The sequence below is a fragment of the Clostridium sp. CM042 genome, from assembly GCF_055080995.1.
On record NZ_CM143646.1, the window covers coordinates 1446917 to 1461407 of the forward strand.

Consider the following 14491-nt stretch of genomic DNA (forward strand, 5'->3'; position numbering starts at 1 on the left):
ATATGAGTATATAAGGGATATGAGGAGACAATATGAACAAAATAGTTATCAAGCCTGTGAAAAATAAAAAAGCATATTTTCAAATAATTGAGACTTTTATTAATTTAATCATTACTAACCAGGTTGAATATGGAGAACGGCTATATAATGAAATAGAATTAATGGAAATTTTAAATGTTAGCCGTCCAACTTTACGTGAAGCCTTGCGAGTTATGGAGTTTTTAGGAATCATAACTGTATCACCAAGGAAGGGAATTATCATTAGTGATCCCAAAAACAATAACTATTATTTACCACTTTCCTATATTTTAGCCTTCGAAAAAACAAGTAATACAGATCTTTTTGAACTTAGAATGGCTATAGAACTGCAAATGGTAAGCCTTGCAACCTCTAGGGGAACAGATGAAAATTTTGCTGAGTTAAAGCAGATTTTCGATGAAATGGTTAATCTTCCTGATGGAGATATTATAAATTTCACTAGATTAGATCAATTATTTCATACCCAAGTCTTGAATTGCGCTAAAAATGAACTATGCTCTAAATTAATGAATACTCTTGATGCGTTAATTTATAATCAATTAGAACAAATCCATAAAGCTCTAACAAATGATGATAGAAAAAACACCATACAAAAACACTATCGTATCTATCAATCATTAATAAATAGAAATGAAGAATCGGCAAGGCTTGCAATGAAAGACCATCTAGAGCATGCCTATAGTGTTACTAAACAACTCCCAAGCATTTTTTTAGGTACCTTTGAAACAAAGTAAAGTTTTATTAAAAAGCCTTCTTTTCACTTATTTAAATGAAAAGAAGGCTTTTTATATATTTTTTATTTTGTTTCATATGTCTTATTAAAGGAGTATTTTATATATAGGAATTATAAATAGACTTAACAACGTGGATAGAGCAATCATAATAGCAGCATATTGGTAATCTGCATCGTAAGATTTAGACACTATTGCAGTAGTAGTCATTACTGGCATAGCTGCTTGAATAATAAATATATTTTTCATGATTTGAGGCAAAGGGATGAATTTACATATTAACACTACCAATAGTGGCGATATTATAAATCTTCCCAATAAAATGCCCCACATATCCTTATTAAAACGTATTCCTTTTAAATTTACATAAAAAATTGTGTTACCTATAAATAACATAGATAGTGGAGTAGTTAAATTCCCCAAATATTTACAAGTGTCCATTAAGAATGTAGGTACAGGAATAGCTAAAAGTATTAATATTATAGCTACTATAAATCCCATTAGAGGAGGTGAAAATATTCTTTTTAAAGTATCCATTGATGCAAATTTATTAGATCCTCCATTTCCATCTTTACTTATTTCAAAAACACCTATAGTCCAAAAGAATGTAGTATTAACTATATAGTATATCAAAACATAAGGAACACATTTTGAACCAAATAAAGCTAGATTTACTGGCAATCCAATAAATATACTATTAGATACAAAGAACATAGATGCAAAAGAACCACGTCTATTTTTCGTAACATTAAAAACTTTTACAAAGATCTTGCCAATTAAATAAGTAAGAGCTATTGAAATTATTGGAACTATAATACCTTTCCCTAAACTTAAAAGCTTTGCCCTGTCAAAGTCCTTCATAAGATTGCTAATCATCAAAGCCGGTAACGCTACATTGATAACAATTTTTGCGAATAGCTTTGCACCGGACTTATCCATCCAATTTTTTTTCGTTAGCCACCATCCAATAGCTATCATTATAACAATACTAAATATACTACCAAAAGCATTTAAAAGTTCCATAAATACCCCCCTTTTAATTGTCGTATTAATTATAATGATTTATTTCTTACATATAGACTTTGTAGCAATAATATCTACGCCAAGCCCTAACACATTGTTAATAATCACTTGTTCAATTTTTATAGGTGCATCAGCTTCTATATTCTTAATTTCTTTCATAACATCAAATATTTTGTTTTTAGGAATAGCTGTTGTTGTCCTTACACTAACCAGTGGCATTTCTCCATTATTTACTTTAACTAATGATGAAATAGTTCTCTTAGGATTTTGTATTTCTTGCGTTGCATATGCTATGCCTTTTTTACAGGAAGCTCCAATTACATTTTTAATAATGTTTTCTTCTAGTTCTAAAGTTAATTCACAACCATTAGGACAAACTATACATGTCATTTCTCTATTCATTGTGACACCACCACCTTAATGTTTTCTTCACTAATAATATCCTCTTTTTTTAGTGTTAAGCGTATCATTTCTGCAGGATTCAATTTTTTAAAGTTCCTTGATTTAATCACTTTTTCGCCCTGCACAATTTCTATAACTCCATCTCTTGAAGGCCTACTAACCCTTAAAGTTATTTCTACATCTTTCTTCCCACTTATTTTTTGTGGAACTACATTATTAATAGTTTTATCTGTTGTTATTAAAATATGGCTTTCATTTTGTTTTTCATTTCTTATATATTTTGCGGCTGCCTCTGCAAGGTTTTCTCCTTCATCAGATACAAAATCCACTAAATCATGCACATGAAGCACATTGCCAGCTGCATAAATTCCTTCTACGTTAGTTTGTAAATTTTCGTCCACAATAGGTCCTTTAGTTCGTCCATCAATTTTCACTCCAGCTTTAAGAGATAACTCATTTTCAGGAATAAGTCCAACAGATAATATTAATGTATCACATTGATATTCTTTCTCTGTTCCTACAATAGCTTCTCCATTCTTATCTAATTCACTTACGTTTACTGCTTGCAATCTTTCTTTTCCTTTAATCTTTGTTACTGTATGACTTAAATATAATGGAATATTATAGTCATTTAAACATTGTTCTATATTTCTTGGTAATCCACTAGGATAAGGTAGTTTTTCTATTACAGCTAGTACTTTTGCTCCTTCTAGTGTAAGTCTCCTTGCCATTATAAGTCCGATATCTCCAGAACCTAGTATAACAATTCTTTTTCCAACCATAATATTTTTTATGTTCATATAGCTTTGAACTACTCCAGCAGTGAATACACCTGCTGGTCTTGTGCCAGGTATACTTATAGCTCCTCTTGTTCTTTCTCTACAACCCATGGTGAGCACTACTACTTTAGCTTTATATTTTTTTAGTCCTTCTCTTGTAACCGCTGTGACCTCTTTGTTATTTGTAATATTTATTACAGTTGCTCCTGTTTGTAATTCAATATTTGCTTTTTTTACCTGTTGCACAAATCTATCCGCATATTCAGGACCGCTAAGCGCCTGCTTAAATCTTTGTAAACCAAAACCATCATGAATACATTGTTTTAATATTCCACCAAGTTTTTCTTCTCTTTCTAATATTAAAACATTTTCTATTCCTTTTTCTTTTAGTTTTAGAGCTGCTGCAAGTCCAGCTGGGCCACCACCAATTATAATCGCTTCCTTTTGAATTACTTCCATTGTCTTACCTCCCCAGAAAACATCTTTCCATTTTCTCTTAAATAAGTTACTTCATTTACTTTTTTATTTTTTTCTTTCATAATTATTTCTGCAATTCTAGTTTGACAATATCCACCTTGGCATCTTCCCATCATTGATCTTGTCCTATATTTAATTCCTGTTAATGTATCTACTCCTAATGGATTCCTTACTGCTTGTAGAATTTCTGCTTTTGTAACGTTCTCGCATCTACAAATAATTTCTCCATAATCAGAATTTTCTTTTATTAGTGAGTCTTGTTTTTCTTCAGATTGTTCTATAAACTTTATTACTGCGTTTCTTATAGGATTGAAATTTTTATTTTCTTTTAAGGTTTCCTTGTTCTTAATTTTTTCTACTACATATTCTGCAATTGGAACTGCTGACGTGAGTCCTGGAGATTCAATTCCAATTAAATTAATTACATTAGGGATTTCTTTTCTTTCTTCTATTACAAAGTCTGCATATCCACCTTTTTCTTTACTAACAAGTTTTGGTCTAATGCCTGTGAAATTTCTAATGAAATGTTCACTTTTAATTTGAGGCAATATTTTTGTACCTTCTTTTATAAGCATGTTCATAACATCCTCAGTTGATGAATAATTATCATTTTCATCTATATACTGAGCACTTGGTCCAATAAATATATTGCCATGGATTGAAGGAGTAAGATGTACCCCAAGACCTCCCTCTTTCTTATTAGGAACTGGATAAGCTGGAATTTCAAGAAACTTGCCTATGCTTTGGTCAAGAATAAAATATTCTCCTCTGCATGGATATATTGTATAATCTGTAACACCAACCAGTCCTGCTATTTTATCAGAATTTAATCCAGCACTATTAATTACCCATCTACTATAATAAGTTTCTCCATTTTTTGTAGTAATCTCATAACAATCTTCTTTTCTTTCAATGTTAGTTACTTCTCTACCTAAATAAAAATCCACACCGTTTTGGCAAGCATTTTCTGCTAATGCAATTGTATATATAAATGGATCCAATACTCCTGTCATTGGAGAATATAAAGCTGCTGTCCCTTCTACATTAGGTGCTAATTCTTTAATTTTTTCACGACCTACAATTTCAAGACCTAGAACTCCATTTTTTTCTCCTAGGGCTTTTAAATCTTTTAATCCTTCCATATCTTCTTCACTAAATCCTATTACGAGTTTACCTGTTCTTTTAAAGGGTATATCTAATTCTTTTGCAACTTTATCAAATCCTAAGCATCCTTGTACACAAAATTTTGCCATAAGTGTTCCAGGTTTGCTGTTAAATCCTGCATGAAGTACGCCACTGTTTCTACCGCTTGTCTCACATACTACATCTAGTTCTTTCTCCAATACACCTATTTTCATTTCATATTTTGAAAGCTCCCTTGCAATTGCACTACCAACTACTCCTGAACCGATAACGATTACATCATATTGTTGCTTTTTCAATTACATCACCCCTTACTCTATTTTCAATAATATAAATATTTAAGTTTTTAGTATTAAGTTCATTGAGTATACTCAATGAACTTAATACTATTTTAACTACTTAAGAATATATTGTCAATAATTTTTTTGAATATTTACCCAATTACGACTATTCAACTAACCTTGTTATCAATAAAAGAAAAACCCTCAAACTAATTAAATAGTCTGAGGGAATGTAATATTAACAATAGGTTGATCCTATTATATTTTAAGAATCTTTTCAAGTTGTATTTGCATCTCATTCTTTGCGCATACAGTTTTATGAAGTAGTGGTCTTGTTTCTATATCCTTTATCCCTGCTGGAATATCCCCCCTTGTTATTTTACTAAGTTCTGCTATTAATTCAAAGTCATTTAGCCCTGTGTATTTTGCATCTATTGATTTCATAACATCTGGCGTAAATTTATATGGACTTGCGGTTGACACAATAACTGTCTTCGCACTATCCTTTGATGCTTTTAAATATTTTTGATATACCGCATAGGAAACTGCAGTATGTGTATCAATTACATAATTAGTAGTTTTATATACCTCGGTTATTGCCTTTGCCGTATCCTCCTCGGTTGCATAACCTCCAAAGAAGTCCTTTAACTCTTTTTTCATATCATCATCAATCTCATATTTACCATCTTTTTTAAGCTTATCCATAAGATCTTTTATTTTTAGCGAATCTTCCCCACTTATAGCATATAAAAGTCTTTCGAGGTTACTTGAAATCAATATATCCATTGAAGGTGACATAGTAATTACAAAATCCCTTACTCTATCATATGTACCTGTATTTATAAAATCAAATAGCACTTTATTTTCATTTGAAGCACAAATTAGCTTTTTAATTGGTAATCCCATTTTCTTTGCATAGTATCCTGCCAATATATCGCCAAAATTACCAGTAGGAACACAGAAATTTATCTCTTCCCCTATTTTGATGTCTCCCATATTACAAAGCTGAGCATATGCATAGAAATAATATACAACCTGTGGTATTAGTCTCCCAATATTTATTGAATTAGCTGATGAGAACATTTTATTGTTTTCTTCTAATCTCTTCAGAAGGCCCTCATCTATAAGCATCTGTTTAACTCCATTTTGTGCATCATCAAAGTTTCCCTCAATTCCTATTACAAAAGTATTATCCCCAGATTGCGTTAACATCTGCCTTTTTTGAATCTCACTAACACCTTCTTGTGGGAAAAAGACTATTATCTTTGTGCCTTCTACATTTGCAAAACCCTCTAGTGCTGCTTTGCCTGTATCCCCAGATGTTGCAGCAAGAATAACCATTTCTTTATCAATGTTTAATTTCTTTACCGCGTTTTTTAAAAGATAAGGTAATATTGATAAAGCCATATCCTTAAATGCTAAAGTTGGTCCATGGTATAATTCTAGAAAATATGATTCACCATGCTTTGAAAGCGGAGCAATAACTTTCGTATCAAACTTTTCATTATAAGCCATATCTATAGACTCTAATAAATCCTTTTCCTCGTAATCAGTTAAAAATTCTTTCATTATAGTAAATGCTAATTCTTTATAATTCATATGACATAATTCAGCAAGTCCTATAGTTAACTTTGGTATTGATGTTGGTACAAAAAGTCCTCCATCTTTGCTAAGTCCTCTTGCAATCGCTTCTGCTGATTTTACTTCCTTTTCATTTCCTCGAGTGCTCTTATAATATATTTGTTTCATAAATTTCTTTCCCCCTATATACTACCTTTTATAAAGTAATCCATTAACTTATATCCTTCCGGAAAATATAGTCCTGTCTCTTTAGCTGTGAATTCATTATAAGCGCCATTTAGGTTGTCCTTTTCTTTATTACTTTGGTATATTAAAAATGGAACCGGCTCACCTGTATGAGTCCGAAGCGACAGTGGTGTAGGATGATCTGGGAGTATTATCATTTTATAATCTTCACCAATTCTATCCATTTCATCTTTTATAACCTTTACTATTTGGTTATCTATATACTCTATGGCTTTATATTTATTTTCTATTTCATATCTATGGCCACATTCATCTGGAGCTTCAACATGTATATAAACAAAATCATTACCCTTTGCCATTTCACCTAGAGCGGCCTCTGCTTTACCTTTAAAATTAGTATTAACATTTCCAGTAGCCCCTTCTACATCAATAACATCCATCCCTGCACACATTCCTATTCCTTTTATTAAATCAACAGCAGAAATTACTGAACCTTTTAAATTATATTTTTCATAAAAACTAGATAAGAGTGGTTTCTTTCCTTCCCCCCAAATCCATATTGAGTTAGCTGGCTTTAGTCCTCTTGCTACTCTCTTTTTATTTATATCATGACTTGCTAAAAATTTGTAGCTTTTTTTCGTCATTTCTTCAAAAATTCCACTACCAAGTCCCTTAGGCATATAGTCCTTTACTTTTTTACCTAGAATATCATGTGGCGGTGTAAGTTTCCAAGAGTATGGTCCATTAGCCCATATCATAAGATGTCTATAGCTAATACCTGGATAAAACTTTATTGCCTCAGTGCTTAAATACTCACTTAATTCTTTTATTAATACCTCTGCCTCAGCAGTTGTGATTTCATCAGAACTATGATCAATCATAGTTTTTTCTTCATATGATAATTCTTCAGATACCGTTACCAAATTACATCTAAATGTTACATCTGTATCTAACATTTGGACTCCCATGCTTGCTGCTTCAAATGGTGAACGTCCACTATAGTACACAAATGGATCATAACCAAAAACGCCCATGTTTGCTGTATCGCTTCCTGCCGGCATACCCTCTGGCACAGTTTTAACCAAGCCTTGAGTGCCGTGCTTTGCCATATAATCCATAGTAGGCGTATTAGCGTATTGAAGAGGTGTTTTGTCGTCAAGCTCCTTCACAGGATAATCTGCCATTCCATCTCCTAGTACTACAATATATTTCATATATACACTCCTTATTATAATTTTTTATTATAATATTTCATAATTAAGCTAATATTTTTGATATATATATAGAAGAACTGCTTTCTTGTAAGAAAGCAGCGCTTTATATTACGATAAGTAAAAAAAAGAGATTTATCAAATTATTGTTTTTCATTATAACTCATATAGAATTAAATTTCAATACAAATATGCACTTTACAAATATTTGTAAAATATATTATATTTGCAATTGTTGTATTTATACTTTATTCTATTATAAAACAGATTGGAGCGTACTATGATAATTGATAAACAAGAAGTATTAAGATATGTGGGCTATAAAAATCAAATTATTAATAAGAGTATTATTGATTTAGTTGATGAATGTTGCTGCGAAATTATTGATATATGTAAAGAAAATTTTGTATATGAAACTTTTGATATTGAAAGAAAAAACGGTCAAATTTTTCTCTTAGGTAGTACGTTAGTTTTAAAAGATACGGACATAAAAAATCTTCTAGTAAATTCAAAAAAATGTGTGGTTATGGCCGCAACATTAGGGATAAATGTGGATAGTAGAATATCTTACTATTCAAGATTTAATATTACAAAAGGTTTAATTATGGATGCCTGTGCAACCACAGCAATAGAAACCTTATGTGATGAGTTGCAAGATGAGATTATGAAAAATGCCTTAATAGATAATTTATATATTACAACTAGATATAGTCCAGGTTATGGAGATTTCTCTATTGATAATGGGGCAGAAATATTAAATGTTTTGGATGCTTATAAAAAAATAGGCTTATCCATTACTGAAAATAGTGTTATGTTACCAAGGAAATCGGTAACCGCACTTATAGGACTTAGTGAAATTGCAAATTTAAAACCTATTAATAAATTTGAAAAATGTAAAAATTGTAAAAACAAAAATTGTGAATTCAGAAAGGATGGTAGATATTGTGTGTAGAAAAATAAACTTTAATGACTTTTTATTATTTGATGGAGCTATGGGAACAATGCTCCAAAAATACGGAATTAAGATGGGTGAATTACCAGAAAGCTATAATATATTACACCCAGAAATCATTGAAAAAATACATGGAGAATACTTAGCTGCAGGAAGTGACGTTATTACCACAAATACATTTGGTGCAAATAGTTATAAGCTTAAAAATACGCAATATACTGTTGAGAGTATTGTTGGAAGTGCTGTTAAAATTGCAAGAAAAGCGGCTGGTGATAATCTTGTTGCACTTGATATTGGGCCTATTGGTCAATTAATGGAGCCACTTGGAACATTATCATTCAATAATGCATATGAGACTTTTGCAGAGCAGATTAAAATTGGCGCTAGGGAAGGTGCTGATATAATTCTTATTGAGACAATGTCAGATATTTATGAAGCGAAGGCTGCTATTCTTGCGGCAAAAGAAAATAGTTCACTTCCAATAATATGTACAATGTCATATCAAGGTGACGGGCGTACATTAACGGGAACAGACCCAATAACTATGGTGAACGTACTTCAGGGTCTTGGAGTAGATGCAATTGGAGTAAATTGTTCCTTAGGACCAAATGAAATGCTTCCAATAATAACAAAAATACTTAAGTACTCAAGTATTCCTGTTATAGTTCAACCTAATGCAGGGCTTCCTAAACTTGTAAATGGAGAAGCAGTTTTTGATGTTGAGGCACAAGAATTTGCGCAGTATGCAAAAATTATGGCAGAAATGGGTGTTACGCTTTTCGGAGGATGCTGTGGAACCGCTTGCGAGCATATAACAGCTATAAAGGCCGAGCTTAAAAAATTAAAACCTGTAAAACGTGATATTAAAAGAATAACAGCCGTAAGTTCTCCCTCTTTAACAGTAGTCCTTGGAGAGAAAATAAAAATTATTGGTGAGCGAATAAATCCTACTGGCAAAAAAAAGTTAAAAGAGGCTTTAAAAAATAACAATATGGACTATATACTTACAGAAGCTATTAATCAAAGAGATGCAGGCGCAGATATCCTAGATGTAAATGTAGGACTTCCTGAAATCGACGAGCAAGACGTTATGATACGAACAATAAAAGAACTACAAAGTGTTATAAACCTTCCCCTTCAAATTGATAGTGTACGGTGTGACGTAATTGAGTCAGCAGTAAGAATATATAATGGAAAACCACTAATAAACTCTGTTAATGGTAAAGAAGACGTAATGGCTTCCATATTCCCAATTGTTAAAAAATATGGTGCGTGTGTAATAGGCTTAACTATTGACAAGGATGGCATTCCAAAAACGGCTGAAGGCAGACTTAAAATAGCCGAGAAAATTGTACAAAAGGCTGAAGAGTATGGAATAGATAAATCAGATATTATAATAGATTGTCTTGTTTTAACTGCATCAGCGCAACAAAGTGAAGTTAAAGAGACAATTCGCGCAGTTGAACTTGTTAAATCTAATCTAGGAGTTAAAACTATTCTTGGAGTAAGCAATGTTTCATTTGGTTTACCACAAAGAGAACTATTAAATAGAACGTTCCTTGCTGCAGCATTAACAGCTGGCCTTGATGCACCAATACTCAATCCTCTATCACAAGATATGATGGCGACTATTAATGCATTTAATGTTTTATGGAATAAAGATAAAGCTTCAAATAAATATATAGATATTTATTCATCCTTTGAAGGAAACCCAACTATTGAAAAAGTTGTCAATGCTAAAGATTTAAATCAAATTATTGTTGATGGTTTGAAAGAAGAAGCTTCGAAAATAACAAAAGAACTTTTAAAAACTATGTCTGAAATAGAAATTGTAAACAAATATCTAATTCCATCACTTGATATTGTAGGTCAAAAATATGAAAGCGGAGAAATATTTCTTCCTCAATTATTACAATCTGCAGAAACCGTAAAGAAATCTTTTGAGGTAATCAAAGAAAGAATGATGGCAAGCACGGATAAAAAACTTAGCAAAGGTACAATTGTGCTTGCAACTGTTAAAGGCGACATACACGATATAGGAAAAAATATAGTAAAAATCCTACTCGAAAACTATGGATTTGAGGTAATAGACCTTGGTAAAGATGTACACGAGGATGTAGTTGTTAATGCAGTTCGCAGCGGAAACATTAAATTAGTTGGTTTAAGTGCACTTATGACCACAACAGTTAGTAGCATGGGGGAAACAATAAAAGCACTTAGGGACAATAATTTGGATTGCACTGTCCTTGTTGGAGGAGCAGTCTTAAATGAAGAGTATGCAAAAATGATAGGAGCAGATTATTATGCAAAAGATGCAACTCAAACTGTAAAATTTGCCAGAAAACTATTCAAATGTGAATAAGGGATGCATACCGTATGAACTATCGACCGCGTGAAGTGAAATAAGAGCTTGAAACGTGAAATTCCATTAAGAAATTCTAATCTTTTGCAAATATTAAATTCTCTGGCGCTCACATTCGGCTAGCGAGAATTTAATATTGGCAAAACAAGAATTTCTAAATGGAATTTCAATGTTTCTGCGCTTCTTATTTCGAGTCACTCTGGTAGATAGTTCATACCATTATGCATATCTATATTCAATGTCGTGACTCTTGCTCGACCCTGGAAGGAAATCGAAGGACGGAAAAACATAATTTAATTAAATGATTCTATTCTTATTATACTTTCTATTTTATTTACATTTCCAAGTTCTTTTATTTTTTCTAATGAATTTCGTATGTTCTTTTCTTCACTCTTATGCGTAATAAATGCTAATATTACATAATCTTCAAGCATTACATCTTGAGTAACTGATACTATGCTAACATTGTTGTTTCCAAAAACTTTCGCTGTATCTCCTAAAACTCCCGCCTTATCTTTAACATTAAGTCTGATATAGAATTCTGATTCATTTTCTTCTGATTTTTTCACTTGTTTAAAATCATCTTTATCACTTAGGTCCCTTGCATCAGAAGGCTTTACATTGTTTCTTAATATGGATATTATATCACCTACAACTGCACTCCCAGTTGGTAAATCTCCAGCTCCTTTTCCATATAGCATTAACTCTCCAACTGCATTTCCTTTTATCATAATCGCATTAAATGCATCGGCTACATTTGCCATTGGGTGGCTCGAAGGTATCATTGTTGGATGTACTCTTAGCTCTAATTTGTTATTTTCTTCTTTAGCTATTGCTAAAAGCTTTATTGTATAACCAAATTTTTCAGCATATTCTATATCTATATCACTAATATTTCTTATTCCTTCTCTATAAATACAATCATGATCAACCTTAGTTCCAAATGCTAGAGAAGACATTATCGCAAGCTTATAAACAGCATCAAAACCATCAACATCAGAGGTTGGATCTGCTTCAGCATAACCCTTTTCTTGAGCCTCTTTTAGTGCCTCATCAAAGCTAATTCCATCCATTGTCATTTTGCTTAATATGTAATTAGTTGTTCCATTTATAATTCCAATTATCTGTTCAATCCTATTTGCTGTAAGGCTCTCATTAATTTCACGTATTATTGGAATTCCACCAGCTACACTTGCTTCATAATAAAATAATACGTTTTCTTCCTCAGCTGTTTTAAATAACTCTTCACTCCAGTTTGCAATAACTAATTTATTAGCAGTTACAATATGTTTTTTAGCTTTCATTGCGCGTATCATGTACTCCTTAGCTTCTTTTCTTCCACCAATAAGTTCAACCACAATTTTTATGCTTTCATCATTTATAATATCATCAACATTATCTGTTAATATTTCCTTAGGTACATCGATATCTCTTTTTTTATCTATATCTTTTACGAGTATTTTAGCTACCTCTATTTCATAATTTGAACGTTTCATTATTTCTTTTCTATTTTCATGGAGTATCTTCCATACACCTGTCCCAACATTGCCAAAACCTAAAATCGCTATTTTTACCTTTTCCATACTAATTTCCTCCTTTTAAATCATCTCATGCAGATCTTACATATTATTGCTTCTCCACAGGTAATGATTAATTTTCAAATGCTTTATAAACTGCCCTAATTGCATTTTCAAGATCCTCGTTTTCTACACCAATAATTATACTTAACTCACTTGCCCCTTGATTGATCATTCTAATATTTATATCATATTTTGATAATGCACTAAGTACTTTAGCAGATATACCCTTCGTTCTTATAATCCCTTCTCCTACCACTGACATTAAAGCCATATTGGGATAAATTATTAATGAATCCGGACTACATTGATTTTCAATTTCTTCTAATATTTCATCAATCTTATTCTCTAATTCGGAATCGTCAATTACCAATGAAATTGAATCTATACCTGATGGAATATGCTCAAAGGATACATTATTACTTTCAAGAATTGAAAGAATCCTGCGACGATATCCTATATCTTTATTCATAAGTGTCTTCTCCATCGCTATTACTGTAAAATCTTTTTTTCCTGCTATCCCTGTAATATTTCCAACTTTAATTTCTGATTTATTATTTAAAATAAAGGTTCCATTGTCTGTTGGCTTATTAGTATTTTTTATGTTTATTGCGATTCCATGATTTTTAACTGGAAAAACTGCCTCTTCATGAAAAACATTTGCACCCATATATGAAAGTTCCCTAAGTTCTTTATATGTTACTTCCTCAATAAGTTTGGGGTTACTAACAATACTAGGATCCGCCATTAAGAGACCTGACACATCTGTCCAGTTTTCATATAGCTTAGCACCTACACCTCTAGCAATTATTGCCCCGGTAATATCTGAACCACCTCTTGAAAATGTTCTTATTTCACCATCTTTGGAAGAACCATAGAATCCTGGTATTACCGCTTTTTCTACTTTTGATAACCTAGTCTTTACGGCATCGTAGGTTGCCTTTTCATCCAAACGTCCACTTTTCTTAAAAAAAATAATCTCAGCAGCATCAATAAATTCGTACCCCAAATATTCAGCTAATATTAAAGCGTTAAAATATTCTCCCCTACTTGCTACAAATTCTTCTGAAGCTCCATTAATTATTTTTTCCTTAAGTTCTCTTAAACATTTTGCCATATCAATAGAAAGCTTTAATTCACTACATAAAACAGTATATCTTTCTTCAATTAATTTAAATAATTCATCGAATGGCAGTGATTTTTTAACATGCTCATGGCATAAATATAAAAGATCCGTAATCTTATAATCACCTTTATTTCTTTTCCCTGGAGCTGATGGCACAACATAACGCCGCCTAACATCCGACAAAACAATATCTTTTACTTTTTGAAATTGTTTACTATCACATACTGAACTCCCACCAAATTTTGCAACTATAACTTCCATAATCTTTACCTCCCAAATGTCTTAACCTTAAAAACTTATGAATTAATGGTAAATTAGCGTTGAATTAATTATACCCGTTTTTCTTAAAATGTCACCTGATTTTTCACATATTTGTGCCCAATTAGCTATTTAAAATTAAATTAGTTATATTTAAAAACTTATATATATTCATAGTTAACATATATATAACATTCTCTTCATTATATTTTCACAATTTTATGTTACTATTTAAATAGTAATTTAAAGCAAAGGTCCCCCTTTACTTTAATAATAAAAGCTGTGAAGTTATACTTCACAGCTTTTTCATTTCTTCTTTTATAAGATTTTCAAACCTTTTATATTTACTACATTAGAAATTAG

General features: G+C 31.6%; 11 protein-coding genes. 3 read left to right on the plus strand and 8 right to left on the minus strand.

Annotated elements, in window-relative coordinates; translation table 11 throughout:
- Nucleotides 1-32 precede the first annotated feature (32 nt).
- Nucleotides 33-773: a FadR/GntR family transcriptional regulator gene (locus ACWJJ7_RS06920; RefSeq protein ID WP_462964514.1), complete on the plus strand. Its 741-nt coding sequence runs from the start codon at nucleotides 33-35 to the stop codon at nucleotides 771-773.
- Nucleotides 774-857: 84 nt separating this feature from the next.
- Here the strand turns inward: ACWJJ7_RS06920 and ACWJJ7_RS06925 are convergent, their stop codons facing one another.
- From ACWJJ7_RS06925 to ACWJJ7_RS06950, 6 genes are all read right to left on the minus strand, one after another.
- Nucleotides 858-1793 (minus strand): AEC family transporter, encoded by a 936-nt coding sequence (locus tag ACWJJ7_RS06925; RefSeq protein ID WP_462964515.1) that lies wholly within the window; start codon nucleotides 1791-1793, stop codon nucleotides 858-860.
- Nucleotides 1794-1832: 39 nt separating this feature from the next.
- Complete coding sequence (locus ACWJJ7_RS06930) at nucleotides 1833-2195, minus strand: DUF1667 domain-containing protein (protein WP_462964516.1); 363 nt, start codon at nucleotides 2193-2195, stop codon at nucleotides 1833-1835.
- The gene (locus tag ACWJJ7_RS06935) at nucleotides 2192-3433 is read right to left on the minus strand and encodes an NAD(P)/FAD-dependent oxidoreductase (RefSeq protein WP_462964517.1); all 1242 of its coding nucleotides are present in this window, start codon (nucleotides 3431-3433) and stop codon (nucleotides 2192-2194) included. The genes ACWJJ7_RS06930 and ACWJJ7_RS06935 overlap by 4 nt, the downstream gene beginning before the upstream one ends.
- On the minus strand, nucleotides 3424-4893 hold the full coding sequence (locus ACWJJ7_RS06940) for an FAD-dependent oxidoreductase (RefSeq protein WP_462964518.1): 1470 nt from the start codon (nucleotides 4891-4893) through the stop codon (nucleotides 3424-3426). Before ACWJJ7_RS06940 ends, ACWJJ7_RS06935 begins: the two co-directional genes overlap by 10 nt.
- A gap of 240 nt (nucleotides 4894-5133) precedes the next feature.
- A complete protein-coding gene (thrC, locus tag ACWJJ7_RS06945; RefSeq protein WP_462964519.1) occupies nucleotides 5134-6624 on the minus strand; it encodes a threonine synthase in 1491 nt (496 codons plus the stop codon).
- Between the two features lie 14 nt (nucleotides 6625-6638).
- Nucleotides 6639-7856, minus strand: coding sequence for a cofactor-independent phosphoglycerate mutase (locus ACWJJ7_RS06950; RefSeq protein WP_462964520.1), 1218 nt, complete (start codon nucleotides 7854-7856; stop codon nucleotides 6639-6641).
- Nucleotides 7857-8133: 277 nt separating this feature from the next.
- On the opposite strand from ACWJJ7_RS06950, the gene ACWJJ7_RS06955 reads away from it, so the two are divergent.
- Both ACWJJ7_RS06955 and ACWJJ7_RS06960 read left to right on the plus strand, forming a co-directional pair.
- On the plus strand, nucleotides 8134-8805 hold the full coding sequence (locus tag ACWJJ7_RS06955) for a vitamin B12 dependent-methionine synthase activation domain-containing protein (RefSeq protein WP_462964521.1): 672 nt from the start codon (nucleotides 8134-8136) through the stop codon (nucleotides 8803-8805).
- Nucleotides 8786-11167: a homocysteine S-methyltransferase family protein gene (locus ACWJJ7_RS06960; RefSeq protein ID WP_462964955.1), complete on the plus strand. Its 2382-nt coding sequence runs from the start codon at nucleotides 8786-8788 to the stop codon at nucleotides 11165-11167. The genes ACWJJ7_RS06955 and ACWJJ7_RS06960 overlap by 20 nt, the downstream gene beginning before the upstream one ends.
- Before the next feature lie 293 nt (nucleotides 11168-11460).
- Here the strand turns inward: ACWJJ7_RS06960 and ACWJJ7_RS06965 are convergent, their stop codons facing one another.
- Nucleotides 11461-12750, minus strand: coding sequence for a homoserine dehydrogenase (locus ACWJJ7_RS06965; protein ID WP_462964522.1), 1290 nt, complete (start codon nucleotides 12748-12750; stop codon nucleotides 11461-11463).
- Nucleotides 12751-12817: 67 nt separating this feature from the next.
- Nucleotides 12818-14131, minus strand: coding sequence for an aspartate kinase (locus tag ACWJJ7_RS06970; RefSeq protein ID WP_462964523.1), 1314 nt, complete (start codon nucleotides 14129-14131; stop codon nucleotides 12818-12820).
- Nucleotides 14132-14491: the final 360 nt, after the last annotated feature.